This is a genomic window from Blautia sp. SF-50 (assembly GCF_900101315.1).
Classification (GTDB): domain Bacteria; phylum Bacillota; class Clostridia; order Lachnospirales; family Lachnospiraceae; genus Blautia_A; species Blautia_A fusiformis.
Map to the genome: position 1 here is coordinate 1 of NZ_FMUW01000008.1, position 24,118 is coordinate 24,118.

The window sequence follows — 24,118 nt, forward strand, 5'->3', positions numbered from 1 at the left end:
TAAATCGTCAGTTCGTCCCCACTTCCGTGGATACTCACCATATACAGCTTCACTACATAATCACAGGCAACCCACACCTCTGTGAATCTTTCCTCAGCCTTACCTGTTAGGACCTGCTTTTTGCTCTTCACCCTAACTTTTGACAACCCGACAGTTCTTGCACAACTATCACGCTGTAGGGAGTTTGTGTGTGTCCCTTCCGGGCGTTACCCCTTCATTTGAACAACACCATATCAGTTGTATCAGTAGCTTTTCTTTTTACGGACGGCTACTGACCCCGCTGTCTATTCAACAAGCGGAACGTCTCGTCCGGTGAAATTCATCCACATAATAACGGGTTGATTTCCTGCGGCTGCGGTTCTGTGATACTCTTGTCCAAACCATATGCTGGACAATCAACATCCCTGCTTTTCGTAGTGTGGTTCCAAGTTCCCGGATATCAAAGCATACCACTCTGTTCTGCGTATCGACATTACTTCGATGGTTAAATACATTCTGCGATCCTGTTACATACAACTGCAGACTGTTGGCAATGTTCTGTGCTGCTGGTTTATCTGGTGCATAAAAGTTCAGACGTTCATAGAAATCCTGCAAAGTCGGCATATTTTCCGGTTTTGGATCATTGTAAAGATATTTTTTATAAATGTCTTTTACACACAGGTCAATCATGGAAACCTCATCACCATTTAATTCTGCATTTTGAGGTTTCTTCATAATGACCTCGCAGAAAGATGTGATAAACTCTGCTTTATCAGCAATAATGGTATCAATATCCTCCACATCGCCATTAATCCTGTATTTCTCCGGATGATAAATAACATCCAGGTTCACTTCCATAGGATTGATGTAATCATTACTTTTTGCACTGATTTTAATAACTTCACCATTTAAGGCATTTACCAGCGGAAAATATTCTCCCTCCGGGTCACAGATAATAATGTCATCGTCTGTAATCAAGAAAACATTGAGAATTTCTCTTTTCGTTGCAAAACTCTTACCGGAACCAGGAGTACCCAAAATCAGGCCGTTAGGTGTTTTCAATCGTTTCCGATCCACCATAATGAGATTGTTTGACAGTGCATTTAAGCCATAGTAAAGAGCTTCACCGCCTTGGAAAAGTTCCTGTGTGGTAAACGGAACAAAGATTGCTGTAGAAGTCGTAGTCATAATTCTCTGTATTCCAGTCTGGTTCATTCCCAGTGGCAGTGATGCCACAAGTCCCTGTTCCTGCTGATATTGAAGTCTCCGTATATTGCAATTATATTTCTGGGCGATTCCTGCAGTCTGATACACAATATTGTCCAGTTTTCTCTTATTGTCCGCTGTATTCATCAGCAAAAAAGTAAGTTCAAAAAGTTTCTCATTCCTGGACTGGATTTCATTGAGCAATCCCTCCACATCCTCTCCGTATGTAGAAATGTCCGTTGGAATAATATCCATATCATATCCGCTTCTGACCGCTTTCTTCTGTTCTTCAATTTTCATTTTCTGAATATTTGACAGCGTACTTTTCAGGCTTTTAATAGCTGCCTTGGGATCAATTGGACGCAGGTGCATATTGATGATAAGATTCTCTTCCAGATCCAGCAGATCTGCCAGCAGTTTATCCGTAAGTTCTGGTGATGTAATCTGTAAATATGACACGCATCCAAAAGTCTGTCCCATCCTAAAATAGCTGTCATTACGAAAATCAAATCCGGTAGGTGCAATAAAGTCTTTTGTCTGCAGACCTGTTTTTGCAACCATCCCATAATGGAAATGGAAAGATTCTTTTGTGTCCATATTCATCACATCATGCAGAATTTTCAGACGTTCTACCCCATTTAAAGGCTCTGCCATGGCTCCCATCACCTTAAAATTATTCAACACACTGGCTTCAATTCTCTCCAGCCTGGATTTTGCATTTCGCAGATTATCCGCTTTAATGGAAAATGTGATATATTTTGTTTTTACAAGCCCGTTATTTCCTTTGGAAAGCTGCATTTTCAACATATCCGAATATTCTTTCCGGATATCATTGAAACAGTCATCCTGCTCTGGAATATCAATATTTTTTGCATACTCATCAAAATTCACCTGTTGATTAAGAAATGTAATTTGTACCTCAACAGAGCTGTCAAATGAATTCAGGAACTCACAATAGTTCTCAAAAATAGCCGCTTTATCATCATTCTGCGCTAACTGGTAATTTATATCGTAAAACTGCACCATTTTTGAATAATAGTTATCATCCGTCCTGCAGATACCATCCTTATATATTTCCTTATATGGAATCGTATCCTGCGCTGTAAAAGGCTTCCTCTTCTTCTGATTCTCCGCTTTTATCATCCGAAGTTCTTTCAGACGCTTTTTTTCTTCTTTCGTAAGTCCGGTTTTCTGTTTCTTATTTTTTTCGGTCTGCTTTTTTAAGGAAATGGAACGGATTTCTCGCTTCCCTGGCTTCTTTTGCCTTTTTCTCAAGCCATGCACCCTCTTTCTCTAATTTATCGTACTCTATAATCCGGTCATATAAGTTTTGGGAACGATAGACCCTGATTCCAGGTCTTAAAAATTTCTGCCGGATAATGTGAAGCAATATTTTCTCTGCTGGAAATCCATCCTTTTCATACATTGCAAAAAAGAAAAATGGCAGCATCACTATGATCATAAGCGTTGCTGCCACATCTGTTCCCAGTCCTGCTTTTGTCAGCAAATAGACCGGAACACCACAAATTCCTGCCAGAGAAAAACATATAATTTGTCTTTTAGTTAAATTCAGTGCTAATTTTGTCTTTATTTTTGAAAAATCTTTCGGCACTGGAACATATGCCATATTCTTGTTTCCTCCTAATGTGCATTGAAGATTGATTTTGCCAGGGAACTGGTCTTAAACAGGCTGAAACATAAAATAACTGTATATGCTGCAACTGACCAGATAGCTGTATGAAGATTATCCGCAACTGTAATAGCATTTACCAGAACTGCATAAATCGCAACACATACCATCATAAAAAATCCCTGGAATCCCAACGCTAATAATGCCTTCACGTAATTATTTCCAATACTTCCCCATTCCCTGTTCGTAAATGTTGAAAACGGAATAGGTGCCACAGAGACATAAAGATATATTTCTATCATTCGTCCATATAAAATGACGGTAATCAGGACTGATATGATTTTTAGACATAAACTGACCAGCATCGTTTCCAGACCAAGCCCCAGTAATTCTCCGATTCCCATATCTTCAATCTGCGTTTCAAGAAGCGTTTTCAATGCTTCTGTAACATCAATAGATGCGGAACCGGTTATCATACCGCCAGCATTGGATACCACATGATTCGCTACATCAAAAATTGCCATCGCAATATCAAAAGTATGAGTAACCAGATATACCGCTACCCACATCTTAAAAATGTATTTGAAAAACATAAACGTATCTGTATCGTGCATATTGTTTTTTTCCATAATCATGGAAATCAGCTCATAACACAGTACAAATGTAATAATCATCCCCGCAATGGGGACAATGACATTATCCGACAAATTTTTTATCATGGAAAAAATGCCACTGTTCCAATTTTGGGGTGTTTTCCCAACCTCCGCAGCAATCGTTTCTACTTTGGTATTTACATCGGTGAACATGGTATCCAGGTTTGATGTGATCCAACCTGTTAGCAGATCCTTTATGAACTCTGTTATTTTTTCGGTTATTCCACCCATTTATTTATCCAAACAAAGTTGCAAGCTGTGGAATCAGGTTTATTCCAATCAGTACGATGCCACCGCCCGCCATCAACTGTTTTATTCCTTGTGACTTTGCTTATGTGTGATAAAGAAGCAATAGAAGTGCAAAAAATTTTGCCGTTCCTATCCGACACTTGGCCATTGTGTCGGATAGGTCGGGCGGTTATTCGGGCAAGTCAATCTTGCCGACAAAGCTGTAATAAATCTCAATGTCCTGCCTGCGGGTGCCGTTCTCATCATAGCTGCACTCATGCACCACAATTTTCTCGATCATTTCCCGCAAGAGAGTGGGGGTCAGTTCTTCAAAGGCAAGGTGCTTGCGGACAATGCCCATAAATTTCTCGGCGTTGACGGTAGCTGCCTGTGACTTGTCCAGTTCGGCTTGCAGGGCGGCGGCTCTCTTTTTCAGCTCCGCTTGCTCGGCTTCGTAGTCAGCCGACAGTTCCATGAAACGCTCATCGCTGATTTTGCCGTTTACATTGTCCTCATACAGCCGCTTGATAATGCGGCTGATTTCAGAAATGCGTTCCTGCGCCTGTTCAAGCTGCTTGATGGCTGCGGCGGTCTTTCGCTTGCCGCCGATCTCGTTCTGCTGGACAAGTAGTTTCACAAACCGGCTCTCATGCTTGGCTGCGTATTCGGTCACTTGCCGGAGATTTGCCAGGACACCAGCGGTCAACAGATCGGTGCGGATAAAGTGCGCCGTACAGTTGCGGGTGCGCTTCTTGTAGCTGCCGCAGATGTAGCAGTCCTGTTTGCGGTCTTTGTTCTGATACCGCTGCTGATACAGCACATGGCCGCAGTCGGCGCAGAACAAAATCCCGGAGAACAGCCCCACTTCATCGTAGCGGTTCGGGCGTTTGCGCTGTTTGCGTAACTCCTGCACCCGTTCCCATGTTTCCTTGTCGATGATCGGCTCATGGTGGTTCTCGAAAATGGCCTGCTTCTCGACGGGGTTCTCTATGCTGTGCTTGACCTTATAAGAAGGCTTTTCCGTTTTGAAGTTCACCAGACATCCGGTGTACTCTCGGTTTTCGAGGATATGAACGACGGTGTTGGTCGCCCATTTGCACTCATAGCCTGGGTGATAACGGCGGGTGCTGCCTGTCCGCTGATATTCCAGCGTCCCCGGCGTGGGGATTTGCTGCTCCGTCAGCATACGGGCAATCTTGGTCGGGCCGTTCCCGGCAAGGCAAAGCTGGTAAATCTGCTGCACCACCGGGGCGGCTTCCTCGTCTATAATAAAATTCTCGTCCTCGTCCATCACATAGCCGTAAACCGGCTTGCTGGTAACAGGCTTGCCGCTCATGCCTTTTGACTTTTTCACTGCCTTGATTTTCTTGCTCGTATCTCTCACCAGCCATTCATTGAACAGATTTCGCAGCGGGGTAAAATCGTTGTCCATGCCCTCGCTGGCACTGTCCACATTATCGTTGACAGCGATAAAACGCACACCCTTTTGAGGGAACAGCATTTCCGTGTAAAACCCTACCTGCAAGTAGTTTCGCCCTAACCGGCTCATGTCCTTGACGATGACCGTACCCACTTTCCCGGCTTCAATGTCCGCAAGCATGGCTTGAAATCCGGGCCGCTGGAAGTTCGCGCCGGAAAAACCGTCGTCGGTGTACCAGCGCAGATTGGTAAAGCCGTTCTGTTTTGCGTAGGTTTCGAGTATCCTTTTTTGGTTCGATATGGAATTACTCTCGCCTTGCAATTCATCCTCGTGGGACAATCTCGGATAAAGGGCGGTAATGAGGTTTTGGGTGGCTTGTCTTAACATAAAATCCTCCGTTTCCGACAGCCAGCCCCACTATTCCGTGGTTTCATTGTACCACGGAACGGCGGGGGCTGTACAGCGGCAAAAGCGTTAAATTTGCTTCTTTACAGCTTTTCAATTTTCCGATTTTTATGGTATGGGTTGTCGTCCCATATTTGCAGTAGAAAAGTTCATAACTCCGTGGTATACTCTGATTTAACAAAAAAATCAGAAGTTAAAGGAGAAAACATGAAGTATACAATAGATGAATTAACCGCGGCCAAAAGGCAAATTGATTCAACTCTGCACAAGCTAAGAGAAACAGTAAAAACATTTGAATCAAAGGATAATTCCGAGCGTTATAAATCACAAATCACATTGGCAAAGAGAAGAATAAAAGCCTTTGAAATTGCAAATTATTTTATAGAGAATGAGATTAAGAATTGCTAAAGCACTTCCGATTTTCGTTCCAGCGGTCATGCTCCCTGGCATGGCCGCTTTTCCATGCCCCGGTTCACGCCGGATAAGTCGGCTCCTGTGTAGCAGCGGCTTCCGCTTCCAGTACCCGCGCCATTTTGTCGGCGGCTGTGGTTGTGGTGTCTTTCTTGAAATAGCCGGACACGACAAGGACGGAATTGCCCATGCGGATTTCCGTCACACAGTCAGGGCGGCGGGTGGTGCGGGTGTCGTGCTGCTTGTTATCTGCCATAGGCAATACTCCTTTCAGTCGGTAATCAGTTTCTTCATGCTCTCCATTTTCCGCTTGGCGGTTTCCTGCCGGAAGTTGTCGCCGGTAAAGCGTACCGGGACGCACATGGAAAGCAGGCGGTCATAAATCCGGGAATGGGCGGTGTCCTCCGGGTTGTGCAGGTCGTCCAGCGTAAGGTTGGTCGTGACGATCAGCGGCTTGCCGCTGCGGTAACGGCTGTCAATCACATTGAACACCTGTTCCAGCCCGTATTCCGTCCCGCGTTCCATGCCGAAGTCGTCAAGGATCAGCAGCGGATAACGACAAAGGCGGGAAATGTACTCGTTGCGCCCCTCAAAGCTGGCGGCAAGGTCATTGAGGATAAGAGCAAAGTTCGTCATGCGGACGGGGATTTCTTTCTCCATGAGGGCGTTTGCGATACAGCCTGCAAGGTAGCTTTTGCCGGTGCCTACGCCGCCCCAGAACAGGCAGCCGATATTGTCTGTCCGCATATCTTCCCAATGCTCCACATACCGGCGGGCAAGCCCGGTCTGCGGGTTCCTGCCGTTGTCGTTCTCGAAAGTCCAGTCCCGCATGGTGGGGTCGGTAAAGCCCCGGCGTTTCAGTTCTTCCACGGTGTCAAGGTGTCTGCGCCGCTTTTCGGCGGCTTCCCGTTCCTCGCGGGCGGTTCTCTGGCAGTCGCACTCTGCCGGGTGGCGGTCGCGCCCGAAGATAGCGGCCTTATCCGGCGCAAAATAGGCTTCTTTCGGCTTGCGGCACTTGCCGCAGTACAGTAAACCGTCCTCGCCGGTGTAGTCCTCCGGCTCCGGGATGGTGGTCGTCATATTCTCCAAAACCGCGTTGATTTCATTCTTCATAAACTCTCGCCCTCCTTGCATGAGTAGTCTGGTATGCCCTTTTTAGGGGCTTCCTTTTTGTCGTTCCCCGCCCATATCCGCAGGGCGGCGGCATAGTTCTGGTAGCTTTTCCCGTTGGCGGCAAGGTAGCGGCTCATTTCCTCGATGAACCGTTCCAGCCTGTCAGGGTACTCTGCCTGCAACTCGTCGTATTCGGTCTGTGACAGAAAAATATTTCCATATCGGCCATAGGGCGCGGACGGCCCCCCACTCACTCCCTTTGTTTGGCTCTCTGTAAGGTTGTTTATAGTAGTTTGGTTAGGGGACGGTTTTCCGACCATCATAAGGTCGGTTTTCTGACCATCAGTAGGACGGTTTTCCGGCTCTATGAGGGGCGGACTTCCGGCCATCAGTTGGTCTGAAAACTGTACCTGTGGCACTGGCGGTACTTTGACATAAAGCCGGTTCGGTGCGGAGAAGCCGCCCCGTTCCCGTTCCAACAGCCCCGCCGTGTCCAGTTCATTAAGCGCCCCCTTGATGGTGGTGCTGCCTTTATCCAGTATTTCTGCTATCTCCGCGATGGGATAGATAATATAAATCCTGCCCTCGTCGTCCAGCCACTTGTTTTTCTGGGAGAGGGTGGAACGGTCTAACAGCAGCGAATACAGCAGCTTGGCGGTCTGTGAAATCTCCATTTTCAGCAGGAAACGGGGATACGGCAGATAGGCGGGCAGCCGCGTGTCTGCCCTGATATAATCAGCGATAGGATCACCTCCCTGTGTTCGGGTTGATTTTGGCGTATTGTCACGCATTAAAACGCCGTTTCCGGGGGAAAAGGATAAATGTATCGCGTACCCTTTGACACCCACGAAAAAAGCCTTGATTTATGCGGGTTTGAAAGGCTCTAAAGCGTGACATCTCTGCCTTTGTTTCCGCTTTCTCTCGGCGGCTTTGATTTTCTTCATGCGCCCGGCGCAGTCGGGGCAGTATTTTCCCCGGTTGGATTTGGGGACAAAGGCCGCCCCGCAGACGGCACACCGTTTCCGGCTTCCCCGGCACAAGAGGGCTGCGGCCAGCTCCCCGTCAAGGGGCAGGACAGCCACACGGAACCAGTGGCACATGAGGGAAAAGGAAATGCTCTGGACGCACACGCAAGGCTCCCCGTCGTCCAATAGCAGGCAGTTCCCCTCATCGTAGTTACAGCACTCATGTACCAGCCGCCGCGCCCGCCGGTGCTGGCGGTAGTCCATGTGGGGCAGGTTATCGCTCATGGCTCTGCTCCTTTCTGCGGTGCGGCTCGTCCCGGCGCAAAATCTGGTCGATGTTCCGCTTGACGGTCTGCAACTCCTTGAACCGCTGTTTCTGTTCGTGATAGGTGTTATACAGGCCGTCTTTCTCGGAGATAAGCTGCTCGATCTCGGCCTGCAACGCTTTCCGGGCGGGCAGCTTGGTAATGCCATGCGCCTTGAAATACCGGGCTGCTGCGTCGGCTATGATAAAATCGCTCTCATGGGCCTGCCGGTATGCGGCGCGGGCTTTCTCGGATTTCTGTGCCCGCAGCCCGTCGCGGGCGGCCTTGGTCTGGGCGTAGGCCAACACCTGCCGCTGCAACTTCTTTTTCCCTTGCAGCTTCGTTTCCAGTGCTTTCAGTTCGCCGCTGGTCTGGCGCATTTTCTGATAGGCGGTGTCAACGGCGGCTTCTAACTGCTCCGGGGAAGTAAAGCCGTATTGCTGGTAGACGGACAGCGTTTTGGCGGCCTGCTTCAGATTGTGTATCTTCGCCCAGCGTTCATAGCCCCGGCCTTTGCCCTCGGCCATTTTCTGCTCAATGTCCACAAGCCGCTGCACTCCGTCCTGTTTCGGGGCGGCTATCTCGGCTCTGGCAACCTGCAAGCGGTCTTTTATGGTGCGTGGGGGATCGGGGGATCTGGCTGGCGCTTCGGCTGCTCTGGCGGCGTTTTGCTCTAAAACGGCAAAGACAGCGGCGCGGTCAAAATCGTCGCCCAGCTTCCGGGCGGTAATTGGCTTTGTCCTGTCCGGCGTGAGGTAGGAAAGCCGCCCCCGGCTCTCCTTGACGGTCACACCCTCCTGCAGCAACAGAGAGGAAAACTCGTCAAAGCTGGCGGCGGTGGCAAGGGCTTTCCGTAGGGTCTGCCGCAGCTTCTCCTTGTTCGTTTCAAACTTGGTCTGCCGGGGCGTGATACTATCGGCAATCATGGGGGCGTTCTGCTTGTCCAGCGCGGCCTGTCCCTTTTTCTGCGCCCAATACTCCCGGTCGGTGACGCGGTTCTTGCTGCCGTTCAAGAGGTCGATTTGATAAAGCCCCTCCCGGTGGCACATCTCCATGACTTCGGATTTGAAGTAGCGCAGGGCAGCGTCGGTACATCGGTGCTTGCAGCCGACTTTCGTATCGGCCGGCCTGTCCATGTAGGGCAGGAACGGCACTTCCTCAATCCGCAGGCTGTTTATGACGATATGCACATGAATGTTGCCGCTGTGGTTATGCCCGTCCGGGTGGGTGCAGACAAGGGCCTGGTGGCCGGGAAAATGCTCTTTACAGAATTGTTCCCCCAACGCCTGCGCCCGGTCTACGGTCAGGCCGTTGTCCGGCCCGTCCCGCGGGTCAAAGCTGATGATGTAGTGGTGGCTTTTCACATCTTCCCGCCGCTGGTTTTTCTGATAGCGGAGATTGGCCCGCATACACGCAACGGCAAAATCCTCCCCGTCGCAGTTCAGCGTGGACAGCCGGTAGTCCTCGCGGGGGATAAGCCTGCCGGTTTCATCAAGGACGGGCTTCATGGTAAACTCGTCATGCTCAAAGAGAAGATATTGCTCGGCGGCTCCGTAGTCGGCGTTTTTAGAGTTGATATGCTTGAGTGTTGCCAACCGCGTCACCTACTTTCTTGAGGACTTCATACTTGAGGACGGCAAGGTCGGATATGGCGGCGCGTACCTCGCCGGAAAGGGTGTTGTAGGGTACGCCGTATTCGTTCAGATACCGGGCAATCTGATTGAGGTTGCCGCCGATCCTGCCGTACTCGGCTGTCAGCTTCCCGACAGCGGAAAGCAACTCGTCATTGACCGACGACACATGGACAACCGGGCGTATGGTCGCCCGCCGTATCGCCTGCCGGAGAAATTCGGACTGGCTGATACCATAGGGCGCAAGCCGCGCTGTGAAGTCGGCATACTCATCTTCGGACAGCCGGGTTTTCACAACGCGGCTGCGGTGGGGCGTGTTGTATTTCTTTCGCATGGTGTGACCTCCTTTCTCGCCCGTAAGGGCGCATGAGCAGGGTTTGGGGAAGGCACTCCCCAACAAGTTTCCCGCGAGGGGCAAAACTGCAGAATTGCGGATTTTGGCACCGTGGTAGAAACTTGCTCTCCGTGACTGCAAACTTTCTCTCACTTCCGTCCGCCACTTTTTTGGAAAACTGCAACCACAAAAGTTTGTTTCTCTTTTTCTGCTACTACTAATCCTGTAAAGGGCATTCCTGCCCGCTTTCGCTAAAATGACACCGGACGCAGTGGTTTCTACCCGGTGTTGGAGAAATCCTTTCTCTTTGCCCTCTACTACGGGTAAATGCTCCAAATGCCAAACACCAGGGCAGAAAAATTCCCTCCTCGCTTACTACTACAACCGGCAGGGGGCAAAATGGCCGGGAGCGGAGCCGGACAACAAAAAAAGCAGTAAATCTTTTTCAAGACTTACTGCTTTCGCTGGCCGCGTCGGTGGCGGCTGGTATTCAGTTTTTATGACTTGTCCGGTGGTTCGTCAAGCCGGAACTTGAATTGACAGTCAATTAACCGCTGCTTTACATAGTCCTCCACCTCGGCGTTGACCTGCCCGTTCACTTTTGAGAAATAGCGGATATATCCGGCGTAGTGGAGCAGGACAGCGTTCACGGCTTCTGGGTCGCCCTCACGGGCTTTGAGGATTGTTTCATAGGGGAGAAGTCTACTCATACCGGCTCACCCCCATTTCTTCGCGTAGCCGCTGCAAGGCAAGCTGGATATGCCGCCCCGCTGTGCTGCGTGACCGGCCAATACACGCGCCGATCACGCGCTGCGGCTGGCGCAGAAAGTAATAGCGCAGGATTTCTTCCCGCGTCTGCTCCGGCAAAACAGAGATCGCGTCGGCAAGGGCGGCGTTGCAGAGCAGGACGGTCTGACCGCAGACGGTAAATGGGTATTCCTCGTCCGGCTCCGACGCGGCAAACTGGACAAACTTCTCGTTCATCAGATAGTCAAGGGAAACTTGCCGTTCCCATTGCCGTTTAAGCTTCAAAATCTTGTCCAAGGCGGCACAGCGGATAACAGTCTTGCAAAAGGCGTTGTACCTGCGCTGGATATATTCTTGATAGGCTATCTGGTCGGTCATGGAAATTCCCCTTTCTGAATAATAGTGCGGGGCGGTGGCACTTCTTGCTGTCGCCCCTTGATTGCCTACCAGCAAAGGCGGGCGGGGCTGTCAACGGCTGCGCATATGCGCCGTTCATCTTGACCGTTGACTGGCTCGGCTGGGTTTGCTATTTACCCGACAAACTTGAATTTATTTTAAGCTATCACGTTTTACCTTCTTAAGCCTTACTATCATTACCATAGGAATTTCTTTGTTGGTTTTAAAACATTCTTCATAAAATCCATCAATGACAAATCCAGCTCTAAAACAAAGGTTAAAAATATCTTGTATGGAACGATGATAATAAATCTGCTCTTTCGGTTGCCCTTCAATCGCTATATCATAGTAACTGTGCGGTGTCATATATTTTTCAGTCAACGTGACAAAACAAGGGTGTTGCGTTGCAAAGACAAAAATTCCGCTTTCCTGCAACAGTTCATAAACAGCCATAAGAAGTGGTTCAATATCCGTAATATCCATAATTGCCATATTAGAAACTGCTTTCGTAAAGGCTCGATTTCTTTTTAATTCTAATATACTTTTTCTATCGGTCGCATCCGCCACACAAAATTCAATTTGTTTTGCATATTGTGATTGCCGTCTTTTAGCCAATTCTATCATTTTTTTGCTGTAATCAAAAGCGACAACCGAAGCGCCTCTTTGTGCAAGATACGAAGAATAATTTCCATTGCCACACGCAATATCCAAAATGTAATCCGCAGGATTAGGAGATAGAAGTTCCGTTACTTTGGGACGCACTACCTCTCTGTGAAATTCATTAGATTCGTCACCCATTGCATTATCCCAAAATTGTGCGTTCTCCTCCCAGATTTTTTTACTTTCCTCTGTTCCCATGTTCTCTCCCACTCCCCAAATTTGCTTTTTTGCTTCCATTAAATCTTCCTTACTATATTCCATTGTTACCCTCCATAACTTCTGATTGTTGCCGTCTTGACGATTATGTATCTTTACATTACCTTCTGAAACATATGGCGCACCTTGTCCAGGCGGCTGTTTGGACGGCGGGGCTGGATGACCGGCTGACCGACAGCGGCCTGATATCCTTTCAGCTCTGTAAGGCATACGCTCCGCCCGTTGGTGTAAAAGGCCAGATCAGTACGGTATGCCTGTATACAGCGGGCGGGAATCTCGCCAGTAAAGACAACTTCATCCTTTTTTACCTGGGCCGTTTCGATGGTGGCACAGTATTTCGGTGCATCATGATAAGCCCTGGAAAGGTATTCCTGGGGCGCATAGAGGATGAAGGAGAGATAAGGTTCCAGCAGCTGCGTCCCCGATTCCTTCAATGCCTGTTCCAATACAATCGGGGCCAATGAGCGGAAGTCCGCCGGCGTGCTGACCGGACTGTAATAAAGCCCGTATTCAAAGCAAATCTTACAGTCCGTTACGTTCCAGCCGAACAAGCCCTGCTCCAGCCCGTAACGGATACCATCCCTGACAGCGTTTTGAAAACTCTGGTTCAAGTATCCCAGCGAAACCCGGCTCTCGTATTGTACACCGGAGCCAAGCGAGAGTGGTGTAACAGACAGTCCTATGGATGCCCAAAACGGGTTGGGCGGCACCTCGATATGGATGGTGTGGCTGGCTGCTTTGAGCGGCCGCTCCATATAAATGACGGAGGGTTCCTTTACCACTGTTTCAAGCTTGTATTTTTCCGACAGCAAAGCGGAAACAACCTCCAACTGCACCCGGCCCAAAAAAGAAAGAATGATCTCATGGGTGATGGAATCCACTTCGCAACGCAAAAGCGGGTCAGTATCCGCAAGTTGCGTAAGAGCGTCCAGCAGCCGTTCTCTTTGCGCTGCCGTTTTCGGCGCAATCGTCGTCCGCAGCATGGGGAGGGGGTCCTCGCGCCACCTTTTACGAGGGAGCCGGGTTTGGTCCCCTAATACATCGTTTAACCTCACGCTGTCGCTGGGAAGGATAACAATTTCACCCTGATAAGCGGTGTCTGTCCGAACAATTTCCCCTTTGGATGGAATACGCATCTCTGTGATTTTCAGCTTTTCTCTCCCGGCCAGGGCCACCGTATCCCGCAGGCGCAGCGTTCCGCTGTATAACCGTAGATAGACACGCCGCTGGCCGCAATCGGTGTACTCAACCTTGAAAACGCTGCCGCATAGGGCGGCGCCCCCCTGTTCCCCAATCGGTTGGAACAGCCCTGTCACCGCATCCATCAACGGTTGAATGCCAAGGCCATTTTTGGCGCTGCCATGATAGACTGGGAACAGGGAGGCGTCTTGAACCCGCTGCTGTTCCTCCCGCGCAAGTTTTTCCCGGCTGATTGGTTCTCCTGCGATATACTTTTCCAATAATTCATCGTTATTTTCGATGACCGCATCCCATGCTTCTATGTCGGTATTTTCCTCCAGGACTATTTCCGGGGACAGCGACACCGTCTGCTTGATGATAATATCGGCGGAGAGCTTATCCCGAACAGACTGAACCACGCTCTGCAAATCAACGCCAGCCTGGTCGATCTTGTTGATAAAGATAACGGTGGGAATGTTCATTTTCCGCAGGGCATGGAACAGAATACGGGTCTGGGCCTGCACGCCATCTTTAGCGGAGATCACCAAGATGGCCCCATCTAAAACAGCCAAAGAGCGGTACACCTCCGCCAAAAAATCCATGTGGCCGGGCGTATCCACAATGTTAACTTTACATCTGTGCCACTGGAAGGAAGTGACTGCCGCTTGAATGGTAATCCCACGCTGCCGCTCCAAAAACATGGTGTCCGTCCTCGTTGTCCCTTTTTCGACGCTCCCCGGTTCTGAAATGGCTCCGCTGGCATATAGCAGGCTCTCCGTCAAGGTCGTCTTTCCAGCGTCTACATGGGCAAGAATTCCAATATTGATTATTTTCATGTGATTGTCCTCCCTTTACAGCCCCAAAGGGCATAAAAATCCCCAGCAGTAAAATACTTTTACCACTGGGGATTATAAGTTGCGGACATACACATATACAGCATACACCTGTTTGTGATTGCTGTTTTTGGGGATATGTCAAAATTGATAAGGCAAAAGTATTCTTAAATTGGGTACAAAAAACTAAGCCCCTACAAAAGGAGCTATCATAATCCTTTGTTCCCACTATTTGATTATAGTTTTATTTAAGAATACCTTGCCGCATATTTTTTACTCCTTTTCTGGATTAAATCATTGTATCACATCAGTTTTAGGAAAGCAAGTACCTAAAAGAAATTTTTCTTCCCCTTATATGTAACAATCATACCGGCTTCCTAGCGTTCAGAATGTTTTCTGCTGTCTGCTGTGGTGTTTGGTTGGAATTGTCCAACCAAAAGCCGATCCGTGGTGTTGTCTGCATTTTACTAAATACAAATTCAATGTATACAGAAAGATATAAGGAGTGGGAGGGATTCCGCCGTAGTTGGCATTGTAGGAAAATCCAAAAGTTTAGATTTTCCCACAATGCTTATCTTTTGGTCTTTGGTTCGGAATAGTGTAGTGCTGGCGGTCTATCTCTTGTTTTCGGTTGCTTGCTTCCTTACCGTACATGAGCATTTGCACCCGGATTGTCCGTTCCATATCCTTCCAGCAGATTGATCACTCCCCAGGCTGCAAGTCCGGCTCCGATTGCACAAACCAATGTTTTTAAGGTCGTAATTGCCGTTGTAAAAAATGCCATAAGTGTACCTTTGGAAAACTTACATTTTCCAGTCCTTTCTTAGATTTTTTCCAGAAAGGGAAGAAAACACTATATAAACCCTGCCTTTTGTGCTACACTAAGCATAGGATTTTCTACTTGGAAAATTCCTCACACGTACAGTCGGTATATTCATTTTCGTCGATGGATACCGACTGTTCCTTTTTTCCAAATTATTCATGATTTCCTCCCATGATCCACTTCCCGACAATTTGTCGAGAAGTTACATCTGATACAGTTCCACTTCATCCTCTGGTTTCAGTATCAGATTAGTACTCAGATATTTTTCAATATCAAAGGTATTCTTTTTGTCATAATCGGACAGATATTTGTAGTTTTTATGTTTGCAAATATCGTATTTATTTGAGAAAAATGGTCTGACACCTCTCACCTGCAGAATACATTTTCCTCCGTCCATAACTGCTATTTCATCCTGGCTCATCAACTCCTTTCCTGTTTTCTGGTAATTCATTCCATAAGACCGCTGACTGCCTCTCGTATCCGATGTGTTATAAAGATCTATGGTTTCTTTTCCCAGGATCTCCGCTATTTCCTTTAATGTCGTTTTTTCCTTTCCACCCAGGAATAAGGTCGTATCACAATTCCCTTCGATGGTATCGGCATTATCCTTATAAATTGCCTTAAGCTGAGACTTTGACTGCAAAATAATAGAAGCTGAGATTTCCCGGCTTCTAATCGTAGCAATCAATTTTTCGAATTTTGGAATTTGTCCGATGTTCGCAAACTCGTCCAGGAGACACCTCACATGAATTGGAAGTCTACCTCCATATACATCATCAGCTCTGTCACAGAGCAGATTAAAAAGCTGTGTGTACATAATAGAAACAATAAAATTAAAGGTATCATCGGTATCTGAAATAATAACAAACAATGCAGTTTTCCTGTCACCAACCAGATCCAATTCCAGCTCGTCATAACTCATAAGCTCCCGCAGTTCCGCAATATCAAAGGGTGCGAGTCTTGCACCACAACTGATCAGAATAGATTTTGCTGTCTTACCGGCAGCCAGTTTGTATTTTTTGTACTGCCTTACTGCAAAATGGTTCGGGTCTTTCTGCTCCAGTTCATCAAACATCAGATCTACTGGATTCTTGAAATTCTCATCATCTTCCCTGGCTTCTGACACATTGATCATTTCCAACAGAGTATTAAAATTCTTTTCTTCTTCCCTGCCTTCATACCAGATATAACCAATCAGGGCACAATAATAGAGTTTTTCCGCCTTTACCCAAAAATCCTCACCTGATTGCTGCCCTTCACCTTTGGTATTAGCAATAATGGTTGTTACCAGTTTTAAAATATCTTTTTCACTGCGGATATATACAAATGGATTATAGTGCATGGATTTTTTGAAGTTAATTGTATTCAAAACTTTGATTTTATACGGTTCGTATATAACTTTTCCCTCTTTGTTCCGCACGATTTTTCCATTCTCATCCGTCATCGGACTGCCTTTTGCCAGCATACTGCCAACCTCCAGAAGCACAGTTCCCTTTGGATCAGTAATCACATAGGAGCTGTGCATCTGCATAATGTTAGGCTTTACAAAAAATCTGGTTTTTCCAGAACCAGAACCGCCAATTACCAGAATGTTTTTATTCCTGGCGTATTTCGGATTCTTTGGTCTGCTTGACATAGTAAGACTCTCTGTTTCTGTGAGAATAATATTATTTTCAAATTCAGGATCCGCATATGGTCGTATATCTTTTTCTGTTCCCCATCTGGCAGAACCGTACTCCACACCCAGCCGATATTTCCTGGCATTTTTCGTGCGGTAAATAATAACAAATTTTACAACCACGCCTCCTGCGATTCCCCAAAACAGATCCATATAATTCAAACTTGGCCAGAGATTCCGAAACGCCAGTTCAAAATAAGTAATAGTGTTCATAAATTTATCCCAGGAAGTTGCTCCGGTGTTTACCCGATACAGCCAGGCAATCTTATTGAAAAAATAAGCAAACATCAGATAGGGGAAATTAGCTAAAAACAGCTTTTTCTGATCTGTCCTCTTCAATTCACTTGCCTTATCCGTGATCAGATTTTTCACATCCGCAAGCATTTTTCCTGGGATACTCTCTGAAGAAAAAACAGCTTTTCCAAATATTTTTCTCTTTTTCGGAGAACCTCTGATATGCTGAACTTTTCCTCTTTTCTTCTTATGCTGCTGTTTTTTCTCCGTCATAAACTCTGCCCTCTGTCTTTCTGCTGTTCTCTTGCTCGTTCTCTGTTCTTTCCTTTAGACACAGCATCCTTAAAGTGCATAAGTTTTTTCATAATAGATGGTTTATCCTTTTTGTTCATCTGTACACCCAAATATTTCTTAAATGCCAGATTCATCATTTCTGTATCCTGTCCTTTAAAGAACACATAGTAGGTCGGTGGCTTGGTCGAACTGTCTTTTTTCAAGGCAAAATCTAAGCGGTATTTTTTCGCCACACGTTCAAAAGACTTGATATTTCCATCTGTGATCTCAATATTAGATAAACCAGAACCCTGGCTTTTCAATTCTTTGTATGACTGTTTTCCAACCTTATAAGAATTCTTTCCCTTTTGCTTCTGTCCTGACAGATACTTCCGCAGCATATTTTTTAACACGTCGGCAGTCACTCTTGCAGTTTTAACCGACAATGCGATTGTTTTCTGAGTAACTTCTTCCTGCAATTTGCACGCCTCCTTTCGACTCTGATCCGCAAATTACGGTGGTACTAACAGATGGGGGAGATATATTTTCATTGGAATTTGACTCCTTTCCACTTCCCGACAAATTGTCGAGAAGTCATGGGTTTTAATTTTTCACTGTCTGCTTCAATAAATAAATTGTGCTGAACTGCACATATAACTTTTCTTCTTCCCAATCCATCTGATCCATCAGCAGGCATTGGAATAATACATCTACATCCTGCAATTTATAAATCCTGTTGCACGTTTCTGACAAACCTTTTAATTCCGGAATCTCTTGCATCGCATTTCGTCTGTGCATAAGACATTGCAAGTATAATGCTTCAAGATGTTTCTGGCTGAAAATAAGTGCTGTCGTATCCTGTTCATTGACTGTACATTTACGTTTTTCTAACTCTTCTTGGAAAATGTCCAGAAAACACCGGATATTTTCGACATATACATCACCATCAAATGTTGGATGCTTTTTCTTAATCCATCGTTTTGCCGCTACCTCCATATTCTTTCTGTCTCGATCAGATCTGGCACTACGGAAATTCAGCCTTTTGCCCATTTCTGCATAGATATTACTTTTCACCTGCCGCTCTGCCAAAGCTGCGTATTCTTCATTGCGAAAAAAATAATCTAAAAGTTGGTTCATCTTAGCCTGACTATCTACCAAATGATAACATTCCTCGGAAAACCCCAAACCTGCAAATGCAACTGGCGCACTTCCTTTTTTGATTTCTTTTTCAATTACTCTTAAAATGTCTCTCTGTGATTCCATTTCTCGGTTTCCTCTCTCTTCTTCATTTTTCTGATTCTTTTCACAAATCATCAATAAATTTTCATCTGCTCTTTTCGCTGTCAGTGTCAGTGAATAACAAACAAAGATCAGCAACAGTGATACCAATGCACTTCCAACACCAATCATAAAAACTTTTCCCCCACCAATACATGAAGCAATCCGTCCCATTTAAAAAACGGACTGATTTTTTTCAGCATAGCAATCAAGTCCGCTTCATTTTCTATTTCAATATCCAAAAATTCTATTACACTAATTTCAAGTCCATCCGCAATTTTCTTTAATTGTTCTACTTTCGGCTTTCGTATGCCTATTTCATACTTCCGAATTGTATTCACATTAATTCCTGTTCGTTCTGCAAGCAGCTCCTGCGATAGCCCTCTCTGTTTCCGAAAATAACGAATCTTTTCATTTATCTCCATGTCTTTCATCTGTTGAACTTCTCGACAATTTGTCGGGAAGTTGTTCCCTTTCCCAGTTTTCTTTTCCTTCATATCCATACATAGATATTTCCTCATCCAATAGCCTTGCAACCATAAAGCAACAAGACAGCAAAAACAAAAGCACTATTCCTGCCATAATAATAATTATCAAATCAATCACATCTCATCCTCCTATGTAAGCGGTACAGAAAAAGCAGCCTTGACAGACTGCTTTTTCAATCACCATATTCTATTTTTGTTCTCATGTAAAAAGGCTTCCGAAATTGTGCGAATCCCAAACGCTAATCCATCTATGTAAGCGTCTCTCTGTTCTGTTTGTTTAAGATTTAAAGTATATTCCTTGTAATCCTCAAACATTGCCTGCAGATCCGGACTCATTAGACTTATCATTTCCTTTTCTAATGTTTCACACAGTTCCTTTGTCTCTTCATAACTTTTACTTTGTGTCTCACATTGATTCATTGGATAAATGCTATAATACAATTTTTCCAGTTGCTTTTCGCTCATTTTTGATCACCATTTCTTTCAGTCTTTTTATGATCCATATAATTCCAGAAATGCCGTTTTTTAGCAAAATGCCTGCTACAGCTAATAATCTCCAGGCAAGAACCCCTATTCCAATCAAACTTCCTACCATCAGTTTAAGTACCACCAAACCAAGCATTTCCCCTGTCCCCACATTTCTTGGAACGACCAGCAAAAACATTTTCTGGATTCCGAAAGGTATTCCCACAAAAAGCAATAATTTTCTCCAGTCTAATATTTCACCATTCATGCACATAGGGTGAACAATTAAGCAGATAATCATAGCTATTGCACCAGGAATTATCAATTTTGTTATAATTTCTTTTCCTCTCATATGCCACCTCCGTACATATCATGATTTACTTTTGCCTGGTAATAATTGCCTATTGTCGTTATTGAATTCATAAGACAGGTAAGCAAGTACGCTTTTATGTTCTTTACTTCCCTGGTATTCTCATGCAGACAATCAAGTACATACTCTATGTGGCTTTCTTCCAGCAACAATAATCTGCTTTTTACGAACTGATATGGGTATTTCACTCCACTGATCGTAATATTCTCCCGTTCTATGCTGATTGTTTCCACAATTAGTGCCACAATTTCATCCAACTGTTGCTGTTCCCCTAGTCTGCATCGTTGTACAAGACAGTCATATTCAATATTTCTTTTTACAAGTGCAGTATTCATCTGGAATAACTCCATCTCTTCCATCAAATCCATTGACTGCTGTTCGGAAGAATCTGAAAGATTGATAAGATCAGTATTATTCCTGTCCGTATTACTAATATCAGTATAATTATATTTAGTATTAATTGGGTCGATTTTTCCGACCTCTGTAGTTCTGATTTTTCGACCACGATAAGTCGTATTTTCCGACCTCTTGAAGTCGGTTTTTCCGACCCCTTGAAGTCGATTTTTCCGACCACGATAAGTCGATTTTTCCGACTCCGATAAGTCGACTTCTTCGACCTCTCGATTTTGTTGAATACTCTCTTCGGATTCATCATTGTTTTTAACATCTTTTGATGTCTTTAAAATAAAGTTCTTTACATAAATAATATCCGGTTTACCAAATCCTTGTTTGACTCTTTCAATTAATCCGATTCCCTTTTTGGTATCCAGTTCTGCAAGCGTTTTCATTGCTTTATCTCTTCCACAATTCATATACTGAATAACCTGTTCAACAGTAAAAATAATATAAACCTTACCCTCTTCATCAAACCATTGATGTCTGATAGATAAAGCCATTCTGTCCAGCATCAGCCCATAAAGAACCTTTGCATCGCTGGACAGATTACGGAAATATTCATCTGTGAATAATACTTTGGGAATACGGTAAAAAGCAAACTGTTCCGATTCATAATCGTGAAAATAACCAAACTCTATTTTTGTGCTTTCGGATTTTGCCATTTTGCTTTCCCTCCTTCCCTCGTTATTGGCTTTTCTTCCAGTTATCAAGCAGTTCATAGATAACCTGTTCAATCTGTTCTCTGTTATATTCCTTTGGAAAATACTTTCGTATTTTCTTTTCAGTTAAAGTAACTTTTCCTGTCTCTGTTTTCTTTTCATTCAGAATAAGCTGTACCGCTAATTCTGTCAGATTACCTTCATCGCTGTATTGCTTCAGTTTTGTCGCCATTGAACCTGTAACAGAGCTTGCTCCAGACACTATGCAGTCTTTCACCCAAATCTGCTCCGTTTCTGATAAATAGGTTAATGAAACACCTACTGTAAAATTAATCTTTCCTTCATCCAACAATTTCAGCAATTCCGGAATAAGACAGGTCAAGCGTATGTAACGCTGAACGGTTCTTCCACTGTCACCGGCAGCCTGTCCAACCAGATCTGCACTGTCAACAGAAGCTGCGTTTTCGTCTTTTATGCCCTGATGTTTTACTGCATCCATCTTCATCTTATAAGCATATGCCTTTTCGCTTGGAAGCAAATTTTCTCTCTGTATATTAGAATCCACCATAACGATTACGGCTTCATCATCGGTATAGTTCCGTATGAGTACTGGCATTTTACTTTTTCCAGCCAGTTCGCAACCACGTTTTCTCCTGTGACCAGCAATCAGTTCATATCCTCCCTCTGCGCGAGGACGTACCAATGCAGGATTTAAGATGCCATAATTCTTGATACTTTCTACTGTTTCAGCCATTTTTTCATCATCATTTACATGAAATGGATGATTTCTAAAAGGATGTAACTCATTTAATGGCACTTCAACAATCTGATTAAGAGTATTCTGTTCAGCTTCATTGATTCCAAGCAATTCATCATAAGAAGTAAGCTGAATTTCTTTCTTAGGTTTACGCATGATTCAGCACCTCCTGGACAAGTGCTTGATAACTGTACGCACCTTTTCCTTTTGCATCGTAAGAAAAAATACTGACACCTTCTGATGCAGTTTCGGCAAGAGCTTCTGTTCTTGGAATTGTCTGATCAAAAATTATAATCTCTGCTCCATAAGCATCTCGTACTGCCTGCTTATTTCTCTTTGAATTATTATAATGACTGCTGTCCATTGTAAACAGAATCCCTTCAATCTGTAAATCAGGATTAAATCTCTGATGAATGCCTTTCACAACTTTCAGTAATTCCATGAGGCCATCTGCCGCATAGTATTGAGGCTGCACCGGAATCAAAACGCTATCAGCTGCACTTAACGCATTAATTGTCATCATTCCCAACGAGGGCATACAATCAATCAGGATATAGTCATAATCATTTTCCAAAAGTTCCAGATATTCTTTTAAGACTTTTTCTCTGTCCTCTACCGTAAATAATGACATGTCCATTCCCGAAAGAAGTTTATTAGATGGAATTACATCTATTCCTTCCTCATGGTGTAAAATTGCTTCCCTGGGATCAAATTCTAATCCCATAATGATATTTTCCATCATTGTTTTCAATGTTACCCTTAAGTTCTTTGGAAAACCAAGTCCCATTGTCAAATGTCCCTGTGGATCAGCATCTATCAGCATTACACGTTTTCCAACCTTAGACAGTCCTACTCCAAGATTAATAGTGGTTGTAGTCTTTGCTACTCCACCTTTTTGATTTGCGATTGCGATTATTTTGCACATGATATAATTCTCCTGTTTTTCTACTATTTTTTATTTACATTACTTTTTTCAATTTCAGCATAAGCTCTATAATATTTGCTCGTCCCTTTATTGGAATAAAGTTCCGATAATTCCATAACTTCAATTTTAGGATGACGCTGCAGGATTTTCTGAAACCATGCAATATCATTTTTTGTTCCCATCAGTCTCACTTTCAGCATTAATCTATTCCTCCAAGCATGGCATGTAACTTTTGATTGTACACTACATATTCCGGATAACGGATCTGTATTGCCTGCCAAAAATATGGTGCATATACACAGCAGAAGATATCCTCTACTGTATACTGTCTGCACTCGTTTACCTGTTCCTCTGCATCTTCATAATCCCAAACGCTTGGCGTGCTGTTACAGTACAGATTAAATGCCATCCTTACCACTTTTAAGCTACCGCTTGTCTGCCATCCTTCATGTAAACATTTCGTTTTAACAGACCCCGTTTTAAAATTATAAATTCTGTCAGCATTTTTTCTGGTATCTCCATTAATACCCAGACAATAACACAATGCCTTATGGTACACATCCTGATACCGTACTTCTTGTAATTTTTCATAGTAGAATTTTTCATGTGCATCACTGATAAAAATAATGTTTTCTGCTCCTAACGCTGTACTTTTCATTTTGAACCTCCTTGAAATAAAAAAGGACCTTACCAATTGTTCTACCAATTAATAAGGTCATACTATATGTTACTTTTCTAAATTCGTGCTAGGGATTCCTCTCTTTAGTAAAAACTTAGTAAAACATCCCTACTGGTTCAAAAATATACTGTAAAATCAAGGTTTTTCAGAATTTTGCTAAGGTAGTGCCGTGGCATACGAAAAGTACTCGAATCATTGTTTTTTCTCCTCTCAAATTGCCTTGAAATGCCGTATTTTGCAAGGTTTTATCAGCATTTCAAGGTATCGTAGTTTTCTTCTCATTTACTACATTTTTTGCAAAAAAGTGCAAAATGAAGCAAATCATTTCCATCTGTAGTAGTTAAATCGTAGTCAGTTTAGGGGGTGCAGACTACTGCTCAAACAAATTTCCCAACTTAATTAATCTTCTAATATCTTTAAAATGCAGTGCTAAAATCTTTCTTCACTTTAATCATTTAACTGCATTACATGAACATCCATATCCAATATTATAGGAACATGCATAATAAAATACATTCAGTGATTTCTCCGTTATTTCGGATAAAAAATGCTGATACAGAAACCGGATGGAATGTGCAGATTCTAAGGTCAGTATGGATAATATCAGCAGAAATAAGGTATCTGCTGTTGGAACAGAAAAAGTTTCAAAATAAATCAAAAAATATTGATGAAGTCTACCAATCAGTGTTTTTTCGTTGTATAATGGTTTTGTCGTACAAGGTCACTTTCCTTTGTAATGTTTTGGGTCAAATTCATTATACATCAGAAAGTCCTGTACGATA

General features: G+C 44.4%; 28 protein-coding genes and 1 pseudogene. 1 reads left to right on the forward strand and 28 read right to left on the reverse strand.

Annotation, left to right across the window (positions count from 1 at the left end; genetic code table 11):
* Window positions 1–288: 288 nt before the first annotated feature.
* The 5 genes and pseudogenes from BLP57_RS06695 to BLP57_RS06715 all read right to left on the reverse strand — a co-directional run bounded on the left by BLP57_RS06695 (window position 289) and on the right by BLP57_RS06715 (window position 5,503).
* Complete coding sequence (locus BLP57_RS06695) at window positions 289–2,328, reverse strand: VirB4-like conjugal transfer ATPase, CD1110 family (RefSeq protein WP_442855616.1); 2,040 nt, start codon at window positions 2,326–2,328, stop codon at window positions 289–291.
* Window positions 2,329–2,383: 55 nt separating this feature from the next.
* Window positions 2,384–2,812 carry a PrgI family protein gene (locus BLP57_RS06700; RefSeq protein WP_005426563.1) on the reverse strand — a complete coding sequence of 143 codons (429 nt, stop codon included), beginning with the start codon at window positions 2,810–2,812 and terminating at the stop codon, window positions 2,384–2,386.
* A 14-nt stretch (window positions 2,813–2,826) separates the two neighbouring features.
* Window positions 2,827–3,699 carry a VirB6/TrbL-like conjugal transfer protein, CD1112 family gene (locus BLP57_RS06705; protein WP_015541262.1) on the reverse strand — a complete coding sequence of 291 codons (873 nt, stop codon included), beginning with the start codon at window positions 3,697–3,699 and terminating at the stop codon, window positions 2,827–2,829.
* A 4-nt stretch (window positions 3,700–3,703) separates the two neighbouring features.
* A pseudogene (locus BLP57_RS18540) lies at window positions 3,704–3,799 on the reverse strand (Maff2 family mobile element protein); the annotation flags it as partial.
* An 87-nt stretch (window positions 3,800–3,886) separates the two neighbouring features.
* A complete protein-coding gene (locus BLP57_RS06715) occupies window positions 3,887–5,503 on the reverse strand; it encodes a recombinase family protein (protein ID WP_002596236.1) in 1,617 nt (538 codons plus the stop codon).
* 225 nt (window positions 5,504–5,728) lie between these two features.
* On the opposite strand from BLP57_RS06715, the gene BLP57_RS06720 reads away from it, so the two are divergent.
* Complete coding sequence (locus tag BLP57_RS06720) at window positions 5,729–5,929, forward strand: hypothetical protein (protein WP_002596235.1); 201 nt, start codon at window positions 5,729–5,731, stop codon at window positions 5,927–5,929.
* A gap of 64 nt (window positions 5,930–5,993) precedes the next feature.
* Here the strand turns inward: BLP57_RS06720 and BLP57_RS06725 are convergent, their stop codons facing one another.
* From BLP57_RS06725 to BLP57_RS06840, 23 genes are all read right to left on the reverse strand, one after another.
* A complete protein-coding gene (locus BLP57_RS06725) occupies window positions 5,994–6,188 on the reverse strand; it encodes a transposon-encoded TnpW family protein (protein ID WP_002596234.1) in 195 nt (64 codons plus the stop codon).
* Window positions 6,189–6,202: 14 nt separating this feature from the next.
* Window positions 6,203–7,045: an ATP-binding protein gene (locus BLP57_RS06730; protein WP_002596233.1), complete on the reverse strand. Its 843-nt coding sequence runs from the start codon at window positions 7,043–7,045 to the stop codon at window positions 6,203–6,205.
* Complete coding sequence (locus BLP57_RS06735) at window positions 7,042–7,776, reverse strand: replication initiator protein A (protein WP_087325174.1); 735 nt, start codon at window positions 7,774–7,776, stop codon at window positions 7,042–7,044. Before BLP57_RS06735 ends, BLP57_RS06730 begins: the two co-directional genes overlap by 4 nt.
* A 132-nt stretch (window positions 7,777–7,908) precedes the next feature.
* Window positions 7,909–8,295 (reverse strand): cysteine-rich VLP domain-containing protein, encoded by a 387-nt coding sequence (locus tag BLP57_RS06740; RefSeq protein ID WP_002596231.1) that lies wholly within the window; start codon window positions 8,293–8,295, stop codon window positions 7,909–7,911.
* Window positions 8,285–9,910 (reverse strand): relaxase/mobilization nuclease domain-containing protein, encoded by a 1,626-nt coding sequence (locus BLP57_RS06745; RefSeq protein ID WP_002596230.1) that lies wholly within the window; start codon window positions 9,908–9,910, stop codon window positions 8,285–8,287. Before BLP57_RS06745 ends, BLP57_RS06740 begins: the two co-directional genes overlap by 11 nt.
* The gene (locus tag BLP57_RS06750; protein WP_002596229.1) at window positions 9,882–10,280 is read right to left on the reverse strand and encodes a plasmid mobilization protein; all 399 of its coding nucleotides are present in this window, start codon (window positions 10,278–10,280) and stop codon (window positions 9,882–9,884) included. Before BLP57_RS06750 ends, BLP57_RS06745 begins: the two co-directional genes overlap by 29 nt.
* Window positions 10,281–10,777: 497 nt before the next feature.
* Window positions 10,778–10,990 carry a helix-turn-helix domain-containing protein gene (locus tag BLP57_RS06760; RefSeq protein WP_002586615.1) on the reverse strand — a complete coding sequence of 71 codons (213 nt, stop codon included), beginning with the start codon at window positions 10,988–10,990 and terminating at the stop codon, window positions 10,778–10,780.
* The gene (locus tag BLP57_RS06765) at window positions 10,983–11,405 is read right to left on the reverse strand and encodes a sigma-70 family RNA polymerase sigma factor (RefSeq protein WP_002586616.1); all 423 of its coding nucleotides are present in this window, start codon (window positions 11,403–11,405) and stop codon (window positions 10,983–10,985) included. The genes BLP57_RS06760 and BLP57_RS06765 overlap by 8 nt, the downstream gene beginning before the upstream one ends.
* Window positions 11,406–11,576: 171 nt before the next feature.
* Complete coding sequence (locus tag BLP57_RS06775; RefSeq protein ID WP_002586626.1) at window positions 11,577–12,344, reverse strand: class I SAM-dependent methyltransferase; 768 nt, start codon at window positions 12,342–12,344, stop codon at window positions 11,577–11,579.
* 50 nt (window positions 12,345–12,394) lie between these two features.
* Complete coding sequence (gene tet(W), locus BLP57_RS06780; RefSeq protein ID WP_002586627.1) at window positions 12,395–14,314, reverse strand: tetracycline resistance ribosomal protection protein Tet(W); 1,920 nt, start codon at window positions 14,312–14,314, stop codon at window positions 12,395–12,397.
* Window positions 14,315–14,954: 640 nt separating this feature from the next.
* Window positions 14,955–15,095, reverse strand: coding sequence for a Maff2 family mobile element protein (locus BLP57_RS06790; RefSeq protein WP_092070311.1), 141 nt, complete (start codon window positions 15,093–15,095; stop codon window positions 14,955–14,957).
* Window positions 15,096–15,336: 241 nt separating this feature from the next.
* Window positions 15,337–17,196 (reverse strand): VirD4-like conjugal transfer protein, CD1115 family, encoded by a 1,860-nt coding sequence (locus BLP57_RS06795; RefSeq protein WP_242872568.1) that lies wholly within the window; start codon window positions 17,194–17,196, stop codon window positions 15,337–15,339.
* Between the two features lie 119 nt (window positions 17,197–17,315).
* Window positions 17,316–17,798 carry a PcfB family protein gene (locus BLP57_RS06800; protein WP_059085509.1) on the reverse strand — a complete coding sequence of 161 codons (483 nt, stop codon included), beginning with the start codon at window positions 17,796–17,798 and terminating at the stop codon, window positions 17,316–17,318.
* A gap of 124 nt (window positions 17,799–17,922) precedes the next feature.
* Window positions 17,923–18,771 carry a hypothetical protein gene (locus BLP57_RS06805; protein ID WP_242872562.1) on the reverse strand — a complete coding sequence of 283 codons (849 nt, stop codon included), beginning with the start codon at window positions 18,769–18,771 and terminating at the stop codon, window positions 17,923–17,925.
* Window positions 18,726–19,022, reverse strand: coding sequence for a helix-turn-helix domain-containing protein (locus tag BLP57_RS06810; protein WP_242650178.1), 297 nt, complete (start codon window positions 19,020–19,022; stop codon window positions 18,726–18,728). Before BLP57_RS06810 ends, BLP57_RS06805 begins: the two co-directional genes overlap by 46 nt.
* Window positions 19,009–19,203: a hypothetical protein gene (locus BLP57_RS17795; protein ID WP_005426607.1), complete on the reverse strand. Its 195-nt coding sequence runs from the start codon at window positions 19,201–19,203 to the stop codon at window positions 19,009–19,011. Before BLP57_RS17795 ends, BLP57_RS06810 begins: the two co-directional genes overlap by 14 nt.
* A 59-nt stretch (window positions 19,204–19,262) precedes the next feature.
* Window positions 19,263–19,550 (reverse strand): DUF6809 family protein, encoded by a 288-nt coding sequence (locus tag BLP57_RS06815; RefSeq protein ID WP_015541255.1) that lies wholly within the window; start codon window positions 19,548–19,550, stop codon window positions 19,263–19,265.
* Window positions 19,516–19,902 carry a DUF6050 family protein gene (locus BLP57_RS06820; protein ID WP_005426609.1) on the reverse strand — a complete coding sequence of 129 codons (387 nt, stop codon included), beginning with the start codon at window positions 19,900–19,902 and terminating at the stop codon, window positions 19,516–19,518. The genes BLP57_RS06815 and BLP57_RS06820 overlap by 35 nt, the downstream gene beginning before the upstream one ends.
* The gene (locus tag BLP57_RS06825) at window positions 19,899–20,978 is read right to left on the reverse strand and encodes a DUF6017 domain-containing protein (RefSeq protein ID WP_242872563.1); all 1,080 of its coding nucleotides are present in this window, start codon (window positions 20,976–20,978) and stop codon (window positions 19,899–19,901) included. The genes BLP57_RS06820 and BLP57_RS06825 overlap by 4 nt, the downstream gene beginning before the upstream one ends.
* Before the next feature lie 22 nt (window positions 20,979–21,000).
* Window positions 21,001–21,888: a ParB/RepB/Spo0J family partition protein gene (locus BLP57_RS06830; RefSeq protein WP_059085507.1), complete on the reverse strand. Its 888-nt coding sequence runs from the start codon at window positions 21,886–21,888 to the stop codon at window positions 21,001–21,003.
* On the reverse strand, window positions 21,881–22,657 hold the full coding sequence (locus tag BLP57_RS06835) for a ParA family protein (protein ID WP_005426615.1): 777 nt from the start codon (window positions 22,655–22,657) through the stop codon (window positions 21,881–21,883). Before BLP57_RS06835 ends, BLP57_RS06830 begins: the two co-directional genes overlap by 8 nt.
* 23 nt (window positions 22,658–22,680) lie before the next feature.
* Window positions 22,681–22,857, reverse strand: a complete 177-nt coding sequence (locus tag BLP57_RS17800) for a hypothetical protein (RefSeq protein ID WP_005426617.1) — start codon at window positions 22,855–22,857, stop codon at window positions 22,681–22,683.
* Window positions 22,857–23,315, reverse strand: coding sequence for a DUF6075 family protein (locus tag BLP57_RS06840; protein WP_005426619.1), 459 nt, complete (start codon window positions 23,313–23,315; stop codon window positions 22,857–22,859). Before BLP57_RS06840 ends, BLP57_RS17800 begins: the two co-directional genes overlap by 1 nt.
* Window positions 23,316–24,118: the final 803 nt, after the last annotated feature.

What these genes read in the sequence shown, in the direction of transcription:
- BLP57_RS06795 (WP_242872568.1), bottom strand. Translation starts at nt 17,196, where the DNA reads ATGCTTGCGGATGTGAAAAATCTGATCACGGATAAGGCAAGTGAATTG.
- BLP57_RS06790 (WP_092070311.1), bottom strand. Translation starts at nt 15,095, where the DNA reads ATGGCATTTTTTACAACGGCAATTACGACCTTAAAAACATTGGTTTGT.
- BLP57_RS06705 (WP_015541262.1), bottom strand. Translation starts at nt 3,699, where the DNA reads ATGGGTGGAATAACCGAAAAAATAACAGAGTTCATAAAGGATCTGCTA.
- BLP57_RS06840 (WP_005426619.1), bottom strand. Translation starts at nt 23,315, where the DNA reads ATGAAAAGTACAGCGTTAGGAGCAGAAAACATTATTTTTATCAGTGAT.
- BLP57_RS06805 (WP_242872562.1), bottom strand. Translation starts at nt 18,771, where the DNA reads ATGGGACGGATTGCTTCATGTATTGGTGGGGGAAAAGTTTTTATGATT.
- BLP57_RS06760 (WP_002586615.1), bottom strand. Translation starts at nt 10,990, where the DNA reads ATGAGTAGACTTCTCCCCTATGAAACAATCCTCAAAGCCCGTGAGGGC.
- BLP57_RS06830 (WP_059085507.1), bottom strand. Translation starts at nt 21,888, where the DNA reads ATGCGTAAACCTAAGAAAGAAATTCAGCTTACTTCTTATGATGAATTG.
- BLP57_RS06695 (WP_442855616.1), bottom strand. Translation starts at nt 2,328, where the DNA reads ATGATAAAAGCGGAGAATCAGAAGAAGAGGAAGCCTTTTACAGCGCAG.
- BLP57_RS06715 (WP_002596236.1), bottom strand. Translation starts at nt 5,503, where the DNA reads ATGTTAAGACAAGCCACCCAAAACCTCATTACCGCCCTTTATCCGAGA.
- BLP57_RS06720 (WP_002596235.1), top strand. Translation starts at nt 5,729, where the DNA reads ATGAAGTATACAATAGATGAATTAACCGCGGCCAAAAGGCAAATTGAT.
- BLP57_RS06725 (WP_002596234.1), bottom strand. Translation starts at nt 6,188, where the DNA reads ATGGCAGATAACAAGCAGCACGACACCCGCACCACCCGCCGCCCTGAC.
- BLP57_RS06835 (WP_005426615.1), bottom strand. Translation starts at nt 22,657, where the DNA reads ATGTGCAAAATAATCGCAATCGCAAATCAAAAAGGTGGAGTAGCAAAG.
- BLP57_RS06730 (WP_002596233.1), bottom strand. Translation starts at nt 7,045, where the DNA reads ATGAAGAATGAAATCAACGCGGTTTTGGAGAATATGACGACCACCATC.
- BLP57_RS06810 (WP_242650178.1), bottom strand. Translation starts at nt 19,022, where the DNA reads ATGGAGATAAATGAAAAGATTCGTTATTTTCGGAAACAGAGAGGGCTA.
- BLP57_RS06750 (WP_002596229.1), bottom strand. Translation starts at nt 10,280, where the DNA reads ATGCGAAAGAAATACAACACGCCCCACCGCAGCCGCGTTGTGAAAACC.
- BLP57_RS06825 (WP_242872563.1), bottom strand. Translation starts at nt 20,978, where the DNA reads ATGGCAAAATCCGAAAGCACAAAAATAGAGTTTGGTTATTTTCACGAT.
- BLP57_RS06815 (WP_015541255.1), bottom strand. Translation starts at nt 19,550, where the DNA reads ATGAGCGAAAAGCAACTGGAAAAATTGTATTATAGCATTTATCCAATG.
- BLP57_RS06740 (WP_002596231.1), bottom strand. Translation starts at nt 8,295, where the DNA reads ATGAGCGATAACCTGCCCCACATGGACTACCGCCAGCACCGGCGGGCG.
- BLP57_RS06765 (WP_002586616.1), bottom strand. Translation starts at nt 11,405, where the DNA reads ATGACCGACCAGATAGCCTATCAAGAATATATCCAGCGCAGGTACAAC.
- BLP57_RS17800 (WP_005426617.1), bottom strand. Translation starts at nt 22,857, where the DNA reads ATGCTGAAAGTGAGACTGATGGGAACAAAAAATGATATTGCATGGTTT.
- BLP57_RS06700 (WP_005426563.1), bottom strand. Translation starts at nt 2,812, where the DNA reads ATGGCATATGTTCCAGTGCCGAAAGATTTTTCAAAAATAAAGACAAAA.
- BLP57_RS06775 (WP_002586626.1), bottom strand. Translation starts at nt 12,344, where the DNA reads ATGGAATATAGTAAGGAAGATTTAATGGAAGCAAAAAAGCAAATTTGG.
- BLP57_RS06820 (WP_005426609.1), bottom strand. Translation starts at nt 19,902, where the DNA reads ATGAGAGGAAAAGAAATTATAACAAAATTGATAATTCCTGGTGCAATA.